We start from the raw sequence: 15,978 nt of genomic DNA, 5'->3' as shown, positions 1-15,978 counted from the left end.
CAGATCTCCACCCCTGCCTTGGAACAGGAGCCGAGGGTTACAGGGTGAGCGGCGCTTCCAAGGTCAGATTAAAAGATTGGCCGGGGCGCAGCACCACCACCTGGGGAGCGGTAACATTGCCTACCACTACGCCAGCCGCTGCCCCTCCCAGGACATTGCCCGCCGAGACACCGCCGGTGATGGCTCCCAAAAGGGTGCCTGCGGCTGCCCCAATGGCCGCATCCTGGGCGATGGCCTCAGCCGAATACTGCCGGGGATCTTTCTCGTCGTGAAGAATGTTGGAAACAGCCCGCAGGCTATAGGTGCGACCCCCGAGGACGATGGCAGTGGCAACAAAGCGGGATCCGCCCGGCGCCGGCTCCATCTGCCCGAAGACGCGGCTGCCAGCCGGGATCACCAAACGCCCCTGGTTGTCGAAAATGTTTTGCGTGACGGCCACTTCCAGGGGATAGATGGTGTCTGGATAAAAGTATTGCGGCCCTTCGCTGCTGAGGCTGCCGACGGGAATGATCGTCCCCTGCTCAAGGCGGTAGGTGCCCAATTCAAAAAGCGGCTGGGCCACCACCGGCAAGGGGGCCAGCAGAGGGATCCCTGCCCAACCAATCACAGCGGCTGCTAAGATAGCTTTCATTGCAAATCTCCTAATTCTCCAGAGTTCTGGCGGGTGTCTGTGGCCTTGCGGGGCCAGTTGCCTTCCCTGTGCAGATCTCTCCATAACTTCTAGGTTATCGAATCAAAGTGCCAGCCCCTTTTCCGGGGTGAGTAGCTTTATCTGCAACTTTGGGCAGTTTTGGGCAGCCCGAAAGCCTACTTGTTCAACTTGAATTGAGGCGCACGGCCCTCACCCCCAGCCCCTCTCCCAGAGGCCCAAGCGCTCCGCGCCGCTCACGCGACCACCCCCAGCCCCTCTCCCAGAGGGAGAGGGGGGATGGGGCTCAAAAGTGCTGGAAGGCGTGCTGGCGGCTGAGGGGTTGTCCGTCACTCAACCACACCGTTCCCTGCGGATCCCAGCCGGTTACTTCCCCAATCCAGGTCGCCCCCGGCAACTGTTCCAGAAGGCGCTGGGCCAGCGCGGGCTCGGCGCTGAGCAACAGCTCAAAATCTTCCCCGCCGTAGAGCGCCCACTCCAGGGCTTGGCCCGGAAAAACATGTTGCAAAGCCGCCGAAATCGGGATCCGCTCCGCCTCGATCCGCGCCTCCACCCCACTGGTCTGGCACACCTGCACCAGAGCATCTGCCAAGCCATCGCTGGTGTCCATGCCGGCCAGGCGCAAAGGATCCGGGATCCTTTCCAAAAGGGGTAATAGATCCAAGCGCGGGCGCGGATATTGGTGCGCCCTGATTAACTGCTCTCGCTCGGCTGCCGCGGCTGAGGATCCCTGTTCGGGATGGAGCAGCAGCTCCAGGCCGGCCCGCGCGTCGCCATGGGGCCCTGTTACGATCAGCCAATCGCCCGGCTGGGCCCGTTTGCGCTCAATAGCCCGCCCCGGCTGTACCGATCCCAGAGCCGTGATCGCCACAAACCGCTGCGGCGACCGACACAGATCCCCCCCTACCAATTCCGCTCCCCAAGGGGCACAACAGGCTTGCATCCCTCGATAGAGCTCCTCCACCCAAGCCACCGGCGTGGATCCCGGCAGGCCCAGGCCCACCAGCAAAGCCAGGGGACGGGATCCCATCGCCGCCAGATCCGAGAGATTGGCCGCCACCGCGCGCCAGCCCACTGCATGGGCCGGGGTGGTTAAGTCGCTGAAGTGAACCCCCTCCACCAAGACATCGGTGGTCACCACCAACTGCCCCTTGGGAGCGGCCAACACTGCCGCGTCATCCCCCACCACCTGGTCAGGGCAGTAGCGCTGTACGATCTGCAACAGCCCTGCCTCGCCAATTGCTGAGATCTCCAGGGGAAAGGGATCGCTGCTTTGCTGAGGAGAGCTGTGAGAAAGACCGGAAAACAAAGGCACCTTTTGCGGACAAACAAAGCGGAAAGAGAGATCTGGATATCAGGATCCAATAGTGCCATGGGCAAGCCGGAGAACTTTATTCTGCCGCTCGCTGTCCAATCAAGGCATAGAAGGGATCCCCGCCTCCTCCTGCCAACAAGCTCAGCCAACCCATGGGGGCAGGCCGCTGGATGGCCTCGACAATCTCGAACCCCGGCACCGACTTAAAATAGCGCTTGACCAGCTCCACCCGCTCTGCTTCCGAGCTGTCCCGCCAAGCCTGAATCGCCTTCTGGAAAAACATGCGGTTGGAGAAGCTGACAATGAAAAGGCCCTGGGGCTTGAGGATGCGGTGCACCTCGGCAAACACCTCTTCCGGCTGCTGCAGGTATTGCACCGAAACCGTATTCAGCACCGCATCGAAGGATTGATCTGGGAAGGGCAGAATTGGGTTTTGGTTCAAGTTCTGGATGAAGAAGTGATGGAGCCGGGGGTTGGCCGCCAGTTCCTCGGCATTCATCCCATGCCCCTCCACATGGGCAAAATCCATCTCCGGCGGCAGATGAGAAACCCAACTGCTCATCAGATCGAGAATGCGGGTCTGGGGCCGCAAATACCGGCGGTACAGGTCGGTGAGCTGGCCGATAAAGCCGGCATCCACGTGGGTTACAAAGCGGGGATAGTCATAAAAGAAGGCATCGTCGCTGGGATCCAACTTGGAGCGCTGCCAATCTTCAAGAACCGCCATGACAAAAATCCTTTGCAAAGCTTAATCAAAGCTAACACTTTGGAACCCTCAGAAAGGGGGCGGGCGTGATAGCGTAGCAGGGCGACGGTGGCAATTTTGCGAGGGACTTCTTGCCGTGATGTCTGCGTCTTACACTTCTTCGACAGCTCGCTCCTCTTCTGCCGCTGGCTTTGGCCTGCGCGACTATGTAACCGAGCTGCAGCTCCACATGGCCCTGCAAGCCCGCAGCCTCACCCCGTCTCTGGACGTTTCCCCAGCTCAGGACAGCCCCCAGGCCCTGGTGCAGCAGGCGCAAGCGGAGCTGGAGAAGTCCGTCTCCCGCCAGTGGCTTTGAGGGGCACAGCCTGAGCAGAGGTGCTCAAGCCAAACTCTTGCGCAGCACCCCCTGCGCCAGCAGAACCGACACCACCACAAACCCCGTCAATAGGCCCAGGGATCCCGCCAGGGTGAGGTCGCCCCAGGGGGCCTGCAGTACCACATCGGCAAAGCTCCAATGGCTGCTGCGGTAAACATGTCGAATCGGCTCGATGGCAAAGGTGAGCGGGTTGAGGCTGGCCACCCAGCGCAGCCAGGTGGGCATAAAGCTGAGGGGAGCCAAAGCCGTGCTGGAAAAGATCAGTGGCAGATTCACCAAAAAGATAAAGGCCAGCAACTGCTGGTGCCCCGGCATAGCAAAGGCCAGGCCTAAGCTCAGGGCTGTAAAGCCCAAGACCAACAGGCCCACGATCAGGGCCACCACCGCCAAGCCCCGCCCGTCCGGGATCCCGGCTCCGAGGGCATAGTCTGCCCCCACGATCACCGCCGTCTGCAGCAGCGCCAAACTGACGATGAACAGGCTAGAGGCCAGCACAATGGAAAAGCGAGAGGTGAGGGGAGCCACCAACAATCGGTTTAAAAATCCAAATTCCCGGTCGAAAATCACCGGCACGCCGGCATTCAAGGCCCCGCCGAAGGCCGTAAACACGATCACCCCTGCCCCCAAAAACTGGGTGTAGTTTTGTCCGGCCCCGAAAATGCCGGCAGGGGCATTCTGGAACAAGGCCCCGAACAAAATCAACCAGAGCAGCGGCTGGATGATGCCGACCAGCAGGGTTGTGGGGCGACGCTGCAGTTGGATAAACAAGCGGCGGGCGAGGGCAAAGGTCTCCTGCCAAAAGTCGGCTGTAAATAGAGGAATTGGGTTGGATGGGGTTGGGGAAGCAGCAGAGGTCATACCAAGGCTCCTGCAAAGTTTTGAATGAGGTAGGGATCGGGAATCAGGGAAAAACTACTTCTTTTTGCCCAGGTTGGCTTCGGCGGCAGCCAGCTCCGCATCCAGGAGCGTTTGCCCGGTTGCCGCCAAATACACGTCATCCAAGCTGGGACGGGATTGGGTGCTGCTGAAGATCTCCAGCCCGTGGGCCTCGAGCTGGGCGCGGATCTGGCTGAGGGGATCCTCCCCATTGCGCTGCACCACGAGGTTGAGGGCGTTGCCCTGGGCGCTGTTGATCACCACTTTTTGGACAAAGGGCAGGGATCCCAGCAGTTCGGCCCCCCGCTGGGCCAGTTCTGGCGGCGCAAACTCCTGCAGCTTGAGGGTGATGCGCTCGCCGCCGACGCGGGCTTTTAGCTCTTCTGGGGTGCCTTCGGCAATTACCTTGCCGCGGTCGATGATGGCCACCCGGTCGGCCAACAGGTCGACCTCCTCCAGGTAATGGCTGCTGAGCACCACCGTAACGCCGGTGTTTTTAAGTTGGCGCAGAAAGTCCCAGATGGCCAGCCGGCTGGGGATATCCAGGCCCACCGTGGGCTCGTCCAAAACCAGCACCTGGGGCTGGTGCAGCAGTCCTGCCGCCAGATCTAGGCGTTTGCGCAAGCCGCCAGAGTAGGTGCCGATGCGTTGGTCGGCCCGGTCGGCCAGCCCCAGCAATTCCAGGACAGCGGCGATCCGCTCTTGGGCCAAGGGGCGAGGCAGGTGGTAGAGATCGGCCTGCAACTGCAACAATTCTCGCCCCGTCAGCACCTTATCCAAGGCCACCTCCTGGGCAACAAAGCCCAGCTTTTCCCGTACCGCCTTGGGATTTTGGTTGACCGGGATCCCGCACACCTCGATCCGACCTGCGTCAGGGCGCAGCAGGGTGCACAGGCAGTGCAGAGTGGTGGTTTTGCCGGCGCCGTTGGGGCCGAGAAGGCCGTAGATCTGGCCGGGCTCTACTTGGAAGGAGACATCTGCCACGGCCACTGTGGAGCCGTAGCGCTTCTGGAGTTGTTCTACCAAGACTGCAGGGGTATCTGACATGGGCATCCACCTTTCGCTCCTTCTAGGCTATCAAGCCGCTCAGGAGAAAGGGGGGGCGCCCCCTCTCGGCAGCTCTGTAGCCGCCGACTCCCTGGGATGGTGGGATCCAGACCGAGGCTCAGGATATAGTGGTTCAGGCGACGCTGAGGGGCTGCAGGTGGATTTTCGCCGATTTCCCGCTCAGCCCGCTCGCGCCGAACGGTCGCCAATGTCTGTTGTGGGGAGGAGATGAATGTTGAAACCAGAGCTCGCCCGCTGGCCTGCGCATCCCACCTGTGCGGGCCCGACTTCCCCTCTTCAATCTCTCATCCAAAATCTCATCAAACCTAAACTGGGATCTTTTGCAGCTTGGGCGATCTTGGCGCTCGGCCTGGTCGGCTGCGGCGAGGCGACAACTCCGCTTAGCCCGCTGGAAAATGCCTTTTTGCGAGCTGACGACTTTGAAATTACAGGGGGATCCCCGACAGCAGGCGGGGTGGGGCCCTACCTTCAGTTCAACCTGCGGCGGCAGCGGGACAACCAGATCTTGAATCGCCCCTTCAACGTCTATGTGGAAAATGCGGGGCTGGCGGAAGGGCGACCTCCTCTGGTCGATAACCAAAACCGCCCCATCCTTCTCCAACGCTCGGTGGCTTTTTTGGGCAACGGCCTGGACTTGAACAGGGATGGCCAGCCGGATCCGCCTCCCAGAGAACCTCCCAGCCTCGACAGTAGCCCGCTGCTGCCCTATGCGCCGCCCAACAACTGGCAAAGCCGCGCCGTCCTCGCCTACGTCCCCCGCCAGGCCAACATCCCCGGACGGGGCCCCGGCGACCGCTTTGGCCTCTACTTCTCCTCCATCCTGCCCTACAGGGGGCAACTTCGCTTCCGCGCCCGCGACGAGCTGGGCAACGCTCCCGCCCGCATCTTTGAGGTTACTTATCCCCCGGCACCCAGCCGGGCCAACGTCACCGTCACCTTGGCCAACGTTAGCGCCAGCGCCCAAGAACCGGTGCTCATCGCCATCTGTAACCAGTTGGGGGCTGCTGCCGTGGTGGGCCTGCGGAGCGGCACCTTTACCGAGCTGGTGGATCTTTTGCCGGCCCCCAGCTTGCCGGTGGATCCCAGCTTGAGCGAGCCCATCCGCTACGTGGCCGAAGCCTATCAGTTCAACCGCGAGCGAGCCGTTATCCGCGTCTCCCAGAATGCTGCGGATCCCAGCCGCATGAGCGTTCCCCTCTTGGGATCCGAGGGCACAACCGGCAGGGCAGACTTGACGATGGTGAACTCCACCGCTGATCGGCTCACCTGCTTTAACGACCGGCTCTCCGATCTGCGCAATACATTTTCTGACTTCTTCAGATAACAATTAAGCCACAGCTTTCCACCTGCCGGTTTGCAGCAAGCGGAGCCAGTAAAAGCTGGAATGTACGGCCTGGCTTTCCCAGATCGTCCAAAGTCTGCTGAAGAAGCTAGCCGAAAAAGCTCGAAAAATCTGTTCATGGCAAGCTTTTTTGGCTTTCCTGGCTTATTCGATTGCCCTATTGGCAAAATCTAGCCCTGACTTGGGCCTAACCCCTTTTCCTGTCGGATTGGATTGCGATATGCTGGTTTTCCAACTCTAAAATGTGATCGACTCCGAGCTGTTTTTCTGCCCATGAATCCCCATCGCTCCCAGGCTTCGGTTCCTATCCTGCAGGAAAACTGGCACTTTCAAGAGCGGGATGCCTGCGGCGTTGGGTTCCTGGTGGATCGCCAGGGGAGGGCCAGCCACGAGCTGCTGCAAAAAACCCTCCAAGCTCTCACCTGCATGGAGCACCGGGGCGGCTGCGGCGGGGACAGCCAAAGCGGCGATGGAGCCGGCATTACCACGGCCATTCCCTGGGCGCTGCTGCAGGCAGAGAGGGAGGAGATCCGAGCTTGGGATCCCCGCCGCAGTGCTGTGGGCATGGTGTTCTTGCCCCCGGATCCCGCCGAGTGCCAAGCAGTGCGGCAGCTCATCGACGACTACTTGGCCACCACGGAGTGGGGACGGCCCCTCTGGCGCCGGGTGCCGGTCAATCCGGAGTGCCTGGGGCCAATGGCGCGACAAACCCTGCCTTCTATCTGGCAAATGCTCCTCACCCATCCCAGGCTGGAGGGGGATGAGCTGGAGCGACAGCTCTATTTGCTGCGGCGGCGCCTGCGGCGGCAGGTGGAAAGCCGATTCGGCTTTTACTCCATCTATTTTGCTTCCCTCTCCTGCCGGCTCATCGTCTACAAAGGCATGGTGCAGTCAGCCGTGTTGGGCCAGTTTTACCGCGATCTGCACAACCCCCTCTACACCACCGCCTACGCCACCTACCACCGCCGCTTCAGCACCAACACCCTGCCCCGCTGGTCGCTGGCCCAGCCCTTCCGCTACCTCTGCCACAACGGCGAGATCAACACCTACCTGGGCAATGTCAACTGGATGGCTGCCCGCGAGCCCTCTTTGGCCCATCCCCTCTGGGGCGAGGCCATCGAAGAGCTCAAACCCGTCATCGATCCCGGCACCAGCGACTCGGCAGGCTTGGATGCGGTCTTCGAGCTCTTGATCGCGTCGGGCTACTCCAGTCAGCAGGCGATGATGGCGCTGATCCCGGAAGCCTACCGCCACCAGCCGGAGCTGCAAGATCACCCGGAAGTGGTGGACTTCTACGAGTTTTTCGCCGGCCTGCAGGAAGCGTGGGACGGGCCGGCGATGGTGGTCTTCTGCGACGGCAAAACCATTGGCGCCACTCTAGATCGCAATGGCCTGCGCCCGGCCCGCTACGCCCTCAGCCGCGATGGGTTGCTGGTGGTGGCTTCAGAAGCCGGGGTGGTTCCCCTGCCGGAAGCCGAGATCCTAGAAAAGGGGCGGCTGGGACCAGGGCAGATGCTGACGGTGGATCTGCAAAGTGGCCGGCTCTACAAAAACTGGGAGATCAAAGCTCGGGTGGCGGCCCAACACCCTTATGGGGAATGGCTCAAGACCTGCCGCGTCCAGCTGGCCAGCCAAGACTTTGAGGTTGCCCCGCAGCTTGCGGAGGAGCAGTTGCTGCAGGTTCAAACCGCCTGCGGCTACTCCTCGGAAGATGTGGAGATGATCATCGAGGAGATGGCGGCCACAGGCAAGGAGCCGGTTTTCAGCATGGGGGACGACGCGCCGCTGGCGGTGTTCTCCACCCAGCCCCACCCCCTTTACGACTACTTCAAGCAGCGCTTTGCCCAGGTCACCAACCCGGCCATCGATCCCCTGCGGGAAAGCTTGGTGATGTCTTTGGAGGTGTACCTGGGATCCAAAGGCAACCTGCTGGAGATCCGTCCGGAGCATGCTCGCCTGCTGCACCTACGCAGCCCGGTGCTCAACGAGGCGGAGCTGGCTGCCCTGCAGCGGACGCCTTTCTCTTGCCGGACGCTGCCCATCCTCTACCCGGTAGCCGCTGGGCCAGAAGGGCTGGCCGCTCAGGTGCGGGCCCTGTGCCAAGAGGCGGCGCAGGCGGTGCGGGAGGGGGCCGAGATCTTGATCCTCTCGGATCGCGGTCTCAGTGCTGAGCAAGCCTTGATCCCGCCCCTGCTGGCCGTGGGTGCTGTCCACCATCACCTCATCCAGGAGGGGCTGCGCCTACGCGCTTCTCTGGTGGTGGAGACCGCCCAATGCTGGAGTACCCACCACTTTGCCTGCCTGATCGGCTATGGGGCCAGCGCCGTCTGCCCCTACCTGGCCTACGAGGCGGTGCGGCAGTGGTGGCACAAGCCCAAGACGCAAACCCAAATGGCCGCCGGCAAGCTGCCCCAGCTCTCTCTGGCCGAAGCCCAACTGAAGTACCGCACGGCCATCGAGGCGGGCTTGCTCAAGATCCTCTCCAAGATGGGCATTTCTCTGCTCTCCAGCTACCACGGGGCGCAGATCTTCGAGGCCATCGGCCTCAGCCAAGAGGTGATCGAGCTGGCCTTCCGCGGCACGGTGTCGCGGGTCGGGGGGATGACGCTGGCAGATCTGGCCCGCGAGGGCATGGCCAACCACTGCCGCGCCTTCCCCGAGCTGAGCGCGAAAAAATTGGAGAACTTTGGCTTTATCCAAGCGCGGCCCAAGGGGGAGTACCACATCAACAGCCCGGAGATGGCCAAGCTGCTGCACAAGGCCATCGCCTCAGGACAGCCCGACCACTACGAGATCTACCGGGCCCATCTGCGCCACCGCCCCCCCACAGCCCTGCGGGATCTGCTGGACTTTCGCAGCGACCGGGATCCCATTCCCCTAGAAGAGGTAGAGCCGGCCACCGAGATCTTCAAGCGCTTTGCCACGGGGGGAATGTCGCTAGGGGCCCTCAGCCGCGAGGCCCACGAGACCCTAGCCATTGCCATGAACCGCATTGGCGGCAAGTCCAACTCCGGCGAAGGTGGAGAAGATCCGGAGCGCTACATCCCCATCACCGATGTGACGCCGGAGGGCACCTCGGCGCGCTTCCCCCACCTGAAGGGCCTGCGCATGGGGGACAACGCCAGCTCGGCAGTGAAGCAGGTGGCTTCGGGCCGCTTTGGCGTGACGCCAGAGTACCTGCTCAACGCGCGGCAAATCGAGATCAAAATTGCCCAGGGAGCCAAGCCGGGCGAGGGCGGACAACTGCCGGGCAAAAAGGTCAGCCCCTACATTGCCAAGCTGCGCCGCTCCAAGCCGGGGGTGACCTTGATCTCGCCGCCGCCCCACCACGACATCTACTCGATTGAGGATCTGGCCCAGTTGATCTTCGACCTGCACCAGGTCAACCCGCAGGCGCAGGTGTCGGTGAAGCTGGTGGCGGAGGTGGGCATCGGCACCGTGGCGGCGGGGGTGGCCAAGGCCAATGCCGACATCATCCAGATCTCCGGCCACGAGGGAGGCACAGGGGCTTCTCCTTTGAGCTCGATCAAACACGCGGGGGCGCCCTGGGAGCTGGGCCTGGTGGAAGTGCATCACGCCCTTTTGGAAAACGGACTGCGGCAGCGGGTGATTCTGCGGGTGGACGGCGGCATTCGCACCGGCTGGGAAGTGGTGATGGCGGCCATGCTGGGGGCGGAAGAGTTTGGCTTCGGGACAGTGGCCATGATTGCCGAGGGGTGCATCATGGCGCGGGTCTGCCACACCAACAACTGCCCGGTGGGGGTGACCAGCCAGAAAGAGGAGCTGCGCAAGCGCTTCCCCGGCACTCCTGACCAGGTAGTAACTTTCTTTACCTTTGTGGCCGAGGAGGTGCGCCAAGTCCTAGCCCAACTGGGCTACCGCTCCTTGGAGGAGGTGATCGGCCGGGTGGATCTGCTCTGCCCCCGTACCGACGCGGCTCTGGAGAAAACCCAGTCCCTCAACTTGGACTATCTGCTGCGGACTCCCCCCGGCTTCGCTCCCCACCAGCGGCCCGAGTGGATAGACCATGAGCTGGTGCATGGCAACGGCCCGGTGCTGGACGAGGCAATCCTGGCGCGGCCCGAGGTGCAAAAGGCCATCGAGACCTGCGACACAGCTACAGTGGAGCTCCCCATCGCCAACACGGATCGCTGCGTGGGCGGACGCATTGCCGGCACCCTGGCCCGGCTGTATGGGGATACCGGCTTTGCCCGACAAGGGGGGCTACTGGATCTGCGCTTTGTGGGCAGCGCCGGCCAGAGCTTTGGGGCCTTTACCTTGGCGGGCATGCGCCTGACCCTGACGGGGGAAGCCAACGACTACGTGGGTAAGAGCATGTGTGGCGGTGAAATTGTCATTCTGGCTCCCCCAGAAGCTCCGCGGGATCCAGCAGAAAACGTCATCCTAGGCAACACCTGTCTGTACGGGGCCACCGGCGGATCCCTGTTTGCCAACGGCCAGGCGGGAGAGCGCTTTGCCGTGCGCAACTCCGGCGCTCAGGCGGTAATTGAGGGATCCGGCGACCACTGCTGCGAATACATGACCGGCGGCGTGGTGGTAGTGCTGGGGCGGGTGGGCCGCAACCTGGGGGCGGGCATGACCGGCGGCCTGGCCTACGTGCTGGACGAGGAGGGCAATTTCCCCGCCAAGGTCAACGGCGAGATCGTGCGCATCCAGCGGATACAGACGGCGGCGGCGGAAGCGCAACTGAAGGGCCTGATCCAGGAGCACTACCGCCGCACCCATTCCCCCAAAGCCGAGCGCATCCTGCAGAACTGGGAGCGCTACCTGCCCCTGTTTTGGCAGGTGATCCCGCCTTCGGAGGAGGGGAGTGAGCTGACGGATCCGGCGCGATCCCAGCCGGTGGCGGTACAGTCGTAGGGGATCCGGGGCCTGTCGGTAACACTTCTTATCCCCTCGACGGCCAAAGAGGCTGGTAAACTGCGAGTGTATCCTGGCCTTTTCATCCTGTAACCCCTATGAGTTCCACTTTGCAAGCTGCCCAAACCCAGGCGCGAGTGCCCACTGAGACCATCCTGACACCGCGCTTCTACACCACCGACTTCGAGGCCATCGCCAAGATGGGGTTAGGCGATCGAGAGGCCGACTTCCGGGCCATCCTGGAGGAGTTTCGCGCCGACTACAACCGCCACCACTTTGTCCGCGGCGAGGAGTTCAACCAAGATTGGGAAAGCCGGCTTGATCCGGAGGCGCGGCGGCTGTTTGTGGAGTTTTTGGAGCGCTCCTGCACGGCGGAGTTCTCTGGCTTCCTGCTCTACAAGGAGCTATCTCGCAAGCTGAAGGAGACCAACCCGGTTTTGGCTGAGTGCTTTGCCCTGATGAGCCGCGACGAGGCCCGCCACGCCGGCTTCCTCAACCGCGCCATGGGCGACTTTAACTTGGCCTTGGATCTGAGCTTCCTGACCAAGCACAAGTCCTACACCTATTTCGCGCCCCGCTTCATCTTCTACGCCACCTATCTCTCCGAGAAGATCGGCTACTGGCGCTACATCCTTATCTACCGCCACCTCGAAGCTCACCCCGAAGACCGCATCTACCCCATCTTCAACTTCTTCAAGAACTGGTGCCAGGACGAGAACCGCCACGGCGATTTCTTTGCCCTCATGCTCCTGAGCCAGCCGCGGCTGCTCAAGGGATGGGTGGCGGAGCTGTGGTGCCGCTTCTTCCTGCTGTCGGTGTTTGCCACCATGTACCTCAACGACGTGGGCGAGCGCCCGGATTTCTACCGTCTCATCGGTTTGGATCCGCATACCTACGATATGGAGGTGATCTACAAGACCAACCGCGAGGCGGCCAAGGTCTTCCCGGTGGTGCTGGATGTGGAGAACCCGGAGTTTGTGCGCCGGCTGCAGAAGTGCGTGGCCAACAACGCCAAGTTGAGGGAGATTGCCCGCGGATCTGGCCCCTTCAAGGGCCTGCGTAAGCTGCCCCTTTACCTCAACAACGCCTACCAGTTCCTGCGGCTGTTCCTGCTCAAACCGCGCAAAGCTGGCTTTTACTTGTGGGAGCAGCCGGAGCCTCGTTTTGAAGAAGCGCCTGTTTCTGCTTGAGCGGCTCTTGATCCCAGCTCAGTATCGGTAAGCCTCGTAGGTCAGCCATGAACATCGCCGCCGAGATTACGCCCCTCTTTTTGTTGGGAACGCTGGCGTTTTTGGGTTGGGGTTTCTGGCGAGCCCGCCGGCGGGGATCCCTGGCCGTCTGGGTGTGGTTCCAGGGATCCCTGCTCCTTTTGCCGTGGGTGGTCTTCCTGGGGCTGCTGCTGTTTGGGGTTTACCTCAGCTTTGCTGGCTTCCTGCTGCTATTGCTGGTGTTCACGGGGCTCTACATTGCCGTGGGGCGCAAAACCCGCCAGTTGGCCCAGCAGGAGCTGCAGGCGCGGCGGCAGCAGTTGGCCCAGATGGAGGAGCGGCAGGAAATCCCCTCGGAAGGGGCTGGGGAGACGCCTGTCGAGCAACCTTTGGTCTTGCGGGGCATCTCTGCGGAAGATTTGCAGGCGATTCAATCCATCTTCGGTCTGGACACCTTCTTCGTCACCGAGACCATCCCCTATGGGGAGGGGGCGATCTTCAAGGGCAACCTGCGCGGCGAGGCAGAGGTGGTGGTGCCCCTGCTGACAGAAAAGCTGAAGGAACGAGTGGGCGGCCGCTACCAACTGTTTTTGGTGGAGGATGCCTCGGAAAAGCCGGCGGTGGTGGTCTTGCCAGATGAGATTGTCAACTACCGCGCTTCGACAGGGGCACAGATCCTGGCCGCGGGCCTGATGATAGCTAGCTTTCTGGCCACTTTGGAGGTGGGGGCCAACCTGCTGGGCTTCCGGCTGTTGGAGGCGCCGGGGCGCTGGGTGGAGGCCTTGCCAGTGGCGGCGGGGATCTTTGCCATTTTGCTGGTGCACGAGACCGGACACCGCTGGATGGCCGGCAAGTACGGCGTACGCCTCAGCCCAGCTTTTGTTATTCCCAGTTTGGGGATCGGCACGCTGGGATCCCTAAACCGCATCCAGTCGCCGGTGCCCAACCGCAAGGCCCTGTTTGACATTGCCTTTGCCGGCCCGGCGGCGGGGGGTCTCCTTTCCTTGGTGGTGCTGCTGGTTGGCCTGAAGCTCTCCGGCTCCGGTGGCCTATACGTGCCCACGGAGATCTTCCGTAGTTCCATCCTGGTGGGCACGCTGGCGCGGCTGGTGCTGGGATCCCAGTTGCAGGGGGAGCTGGTGCCCATTCACCCCTTCGTGGCCGTGGGCTGGATTGGCCTGGCCATCACCGCCTTGAGCCTTTTGCCGGCAGGGCAGTTGGACGGCGGGCGGATCGTGCAGGCGGTGTACGGGCGCAAGACGGCGGCACGTGCTACGGTCATCACCCTGATTGCTTTGGCAGTGGCAGCCATCAGTAACGTTTTGGCTCTCTACTGGGCGCTGCTGATTCTCTTTATTGCCCGCGAGCCGGAGCGTCCGCCGCAGGATGAGATTACCGAGACCGACGGCCAACGGGATGCCTTGGCGCTGCTGGCCCTCTTTTTGATGGTGATGACCCTGCTGCCCATTGCCCCGGCCTTGGCGGGCTTCCTCAACCTCCCCAACGGCTAAAGTCTGGGAAGCTCGATGTCGCCGCCGGGAAAGGGCTTTGGTCCCAGCCGAGATAATAGAGAGAAGCACCTGCAGCGCCTGCTGCTTCAGGCTGTCCACCATCACCAGGCGGGGCAACTGCAGGAGGCCATCTCCCTCTACCAACAGGTGTTGCAAGCCCAGCCCGCCCACCCGGAGGCGCTGCACCTCTTGGGGGTCTGTCGGCAGCAGCAGGGATCCCTGGAAGAAGCCATTGCCCTGATGCAGCAGGCCTTGGCGCGGCAGCCGTGGTTTCCCGACGCCCACTTGAATTTGGGCATTGTTCTCAAGCAGGCGGGGCGGCTGGGGGAGGCAAAAGCCCACCTCCAGCAGGCCTTGGAGCAGGGGGGACCGGATCCGGAAGTTCTGTACCAGTTGGGACTGGTGCTGCGGCAGCAGGGGGAGTTGGAGGCGGCCCTGGTGCCGCTGAGGCAGGCTCTAGAGTTGCAGCCAGACTTTGCCGATGCTGCCTATACGCTGGCCATCCTGTTGCGGGACTGTGGCCGGGAGGAGGAAGCGGCAGAGCTGTTCTACCGCCTCTGGCAAGCCGATCCGGCCGATTTGGCGGCGGCCCTGGGCTGGTGTGTCAGCCAGTTGCCCCTGCTCTACGACACTTCTGAGCAGATCCCAGTTGCCCGGGAGCGCTACCGCCAGGCCCTGGAACAGGTCAGGGCCCGCTGGGCACAACTGCCGCGGGATCCCAAAACCCTGGAGCGGGCAGCTGCTGGTGTTGGCTCCGTCCAACCCTTCTTTTTGCCCTACCAGGGCCAGAACGACCGCGAGCTGCAGCACCTGTACGGATCCCTGGTGGGGGAGGTGATGGCGGCCCGCCACCCCCAGCCCCCCGTTCTCCTGCGGCGCCGTCCTGGGCGGCTGCGGGTGGGCATCGTCTCCGGCCTGTTCCGGGATCACTCTGTTTGGAAGATCCTGACCCACGGCTGGGTAGAAGCTTTGGATCGCTCCCAAGTGGCCCTCTACGGCTTCCACACCTCGGCCGTCCAAGACGAGATTACGCGCTCCCTGCCACCGCGTTTTGAGCAGTTTATAGCCGGATCCCGCAGCTTGGCGGAGTGGCAGGCGATCATTCGAGAGGCGCAACTGGACGTGCTCCTCTACCCGGAAGTGGGCATCGATCCCGTCTGCGCCCAGTTGGCCGCCTTGCGTTTGGCCCCTGTGCAGGCCATGGCCTGGGGACATCCGCAAACCTCTGGCCTGCCGACGCTGGACGTTTTCATCAGCAGCGAACTGATGGAGCCGTCGGATGGGACCGGCCACTACACCGAGCAGCTCCTGCCCCTGCCCGGCATCGGCACCTACTACATTCCTCTGGCTATTGACCCCGCCCCTGTGGACTGGCCAGCCTGGGGTATGGATCCCGATAGGGTGCTCTACCTCTGCGCCCAATCTCTGTTTAAGTACCTGCCCCTGTACGACGAGGTCTTCCCCCGCATTGCTCGGGAGGTGGGGCGGTGTCAATTCCTGTTTTTGCGGGGCCGCCTCTCCCAAGGGATCCGCCAGCGCTTTTGGCAACGGCTGCAGCGGGCCTTCCGCGCCTACGGCCTGGCCGCGGAAGACTATGTGCTGCTGCTGCCGGAACTCTCCCCCGCCCAATATGCCGCCTACAACGCCCTGGGAGATGTTTACCTGGACAGCATTGGCTGGTCTGGCGGCAACACCACCCTGGAAGCCCTGCCTCACGGCCTGCCCATCGTCACGCTGCCGGGATCCCTGATGCGGGGTCGCCACACCTACGCCATTCTGCAGCAGATGGGGATCCACGCAACCATCGCCTCTAACCTAGATGAGTATGTCCAGATTGCCGTGCGGCTGGGCCTGGATGACCGCTGGCGCGAACAGATGGGCCAGCAGGTAAAAGCCCGCCAGGAGCGCGTCTACCGGGATCCGGCCCCCATCCGCGCCCTGGAAGCCTGGTTGCAAAGCTTATAGGTGTGAGAAATCACAGTCGTTTCAAACAAGATTGAGACGCCCTCACCCCCAGCCCCTCTCCTTTGTGGGAGAGGGGAGCTA

General features: G+C 62.5%; 11 protein-coding genes. 6 read left to right on the top strand and 5 right to left on the bottom strand.

Annotated elements, in window-relative coordinates; all coding sequences use genetic code 11:
* Positions 1–37 precede the first annotated feature (37 nt).
* The 3 genes from NW853_RS13190 to NW853_RS13180 form a co-directional block, all read right to left on the bottom strand.
* Positions 38–631: a hypothetical protein gene (locus tag NW853_RS13190; RefSeq protein ID WP_414334709.1), complete on the bottom strand. Its 594-nt coding sequence runs from the start codon at positions 629–631 to the stop codon at positions 38–40.
* Positions 632–935: 304 nt separating this feature from the next.
* Positions 936–1,958, bottom strand: coding sequence for a thiamine-phosphate kinase (gene thiL / locus NW853_RS13185; RefSeq protein ID WP_414349251.1), 1,023 nt, complete (start codon positions 1,956–1,958; stop codon positions 936–938).
* Between the two features lie 82 nt (positions 1,959–2,040).
* The gene (locus tag NW853_RS13180) at positions 2,041–2,691 is read right to left on the bottom strand and encodes a class I SAM-dependent methyltransferase (RefSeq protein ID WP_414334308.1); all 651 of its coding nucleotides are present in this window, start codon (positions 2,689–2,691) and stop codon (positions 2,041–2,043) included.
* A 118-nt stretch (positions 2,692–2,809) separates the two neighbouring features.
* Here NW853_RS13180 and NW853_RS13175 point away from each other — a divergent pair, with 118 nt between their 5' ends.
* Positions 2,810–3,025, top strand: coding sequence for a hypothetical protein (locus NW853_RS13175; protein WP_414349250.1), 216 nt, complete (start codon positions 2,810–2,812; stop codon positions 3,023–3,025).
* A gap of 24 nt (positions 3,026–3,049) precedes the next feature.
* Here NW853_RS13175 and NW853_RS13170 read toward each other — a convergent pair whose 3' ends face one another.
* Positions 3,050–3,904 carry an ABC transporter permease gene (locus NW853_RS13170; protein ID WP_414349249.1) on the bottom strand — a complete coding sequence of 285 codons (855 nt, stop codon included), beginning with the start codon at positions 3,902–3,904 and terminating at the stop codon, positions 3,050–3,052.
* A 54-nt stretch (positions 3,905–3,958) separates the two neighbouring features.
* On the bottom strand, positions 3,959–4,975 hold the full coding sequence (locus NW853_RS13165; RefSeq protein ID WP_414334302.1) for an ATP-binding cassette domain-containing protein: 1,017 nt from the start codon (positions 4,973–4,975) through the stop codon (positions 3,959–3,961).
* A 352-nt stretch (positions 4,976–5,327) separates the two neighbouring features.
* Between NW853_RS13165 and NW853_RS13160 the strand changes: the two genes are divergently transcribed.
* From NW853_RS13160 to NW853_RS13140, 5 genes are all read left to right on the top strand, one after another.
* On the top strand, positions 5,328–6,314 hold the full coding sequence (locus tag NW853_RS13160; RefSeq protein ID WP_414334301.1) for a hypothetical protein: 987 nt from the start codon (positions 5,328–5,330) through the stop codon (positions 6,312–6,314).
* A gap of 291 nt (positions 6,315–6,605) precedes the next feature.
* Entirely contained in the window at positions 6,606–11,213 is a 4,608-nt protein-coding gene (gltB, locus tag NW853_RS13155; RefSeq protein ID WP_414349248.1) for a glutamate synthase large subunit, read from the top strand.
* Between the two features lie 98 nt (positions 11,214–11,311).
* Positions 11,312–12,403 (top strand): magnesium-protoporphyrin IX monomethyl ester (oxidative) cyclase, encoded by a 1,092-nt coding sequence (gene acsF / locus NW853_RS13150; protein WP_414349247.1) that lies wholly within the window; start codon positions 11,312–11,314, stop codon positions 12,401–12,403.
* A 47-nt stretch (positions 12,404–12,450) separates the two neighbouring features.
* Entirely contained in the window at positions 12,451–13,932 is a 1,482-nt protein-coding gene (locus NW853_RS13145) for a site-2 protease family protein (protein WP_414349246.1), read from the top strand.
* 15 nt (positions 13,933–13,947) lie between these two features.
* Positions 13,948–15,897, top strand: a complete 1,950-nt coding sequence (locus NW853_RS13140; protein WP_414349245.1) for a tetratricopeptide repeat protein — start codon at positions 13,948–13,950, stop codon at positions 15,895–15,897.
* Positions 15,898–15,978 lie beyond the last annotated feature (81 nt).

The sequence above is a fragment of the Synechococcus sp. H55.11 genome (genome assembly GCF_047462475.1).
Taxonomy (GTDB): Bacteria; Cyanobacteriota; Cyanobacteriia; order Thermostichales; family Thermostichaceae; genus Thermostichus.
This window is presented reverse-complemented; position numbering and strand designations above follow the sequence as displayed.

Excerpts from the sequence above, each read along its gene's own strand:
- gltB (WP_414349248.1), top strand. The coding sequence starts at position 6,606 with ATGAATCCCCATCGCTCCCAGGCTTCGGTTCCTATCCTGCAGGAAAAC.
- NW853_RS13165 (WP_414334302.1), bottom strand. The coding sequence starts at position 4,975 with ATGCCCATGTCAGATACCCCTGCAGTCTTGGTAGAACAACTCCAGAAG.
- NW853_RS13170 (WP_414349249.1), bottom strand. The coding sequence starts at position 3,904 with ATGACCTCTGCTGCTTCCCCAACCCCATCCAACCCAATTCCTCTATTT.
- NW853_RS13175 (WP_414349250.1), top strand. The coding sequence starts at position 2,810 with ATGTCTGCGTCTTACACTTCTTCGACAGCTCGCTCCTCTTCTGCCGCT.
- NW853_RS13180 (WP_414334308.1), bottom strand. The coding sequence starts at position 2,691 with ATGGCGGTTCTTGAAGATTGGCAGCGCTCCAAGTTGGATCCCAGCGAC.
- acsF (WP_414349247.1), top strand. The coding sequence starts at position 11,312 with ATGAGTTCCACTTTGCAAGCTGCCCAAACCCAGGCGCGAGTGCCCACT.
- NW853_RS13140 (WP_414349245.1), top strand. The coding sequence starts at position 13,948 with ATGTCGCCGCCGGGAAAGGGCTTTGGTCCCAGCCGAGATAATAGAGAG.
- NW853_RS13190 (WP_414334709.1), bottom strand. The coding sequence starts at position 631 with ATGAAAGCTATCTTAGCAGCCGCTGTGATTGGTTGGGCAGGGATCCCT.
- NW853_RS13145 (WP_414349246.1), top strand. The coding sequence starts at position 12,451 with ATGAACATCGCCGCCGAGATTACGCCCCTCTTTTTGTTGGGAACGCTG.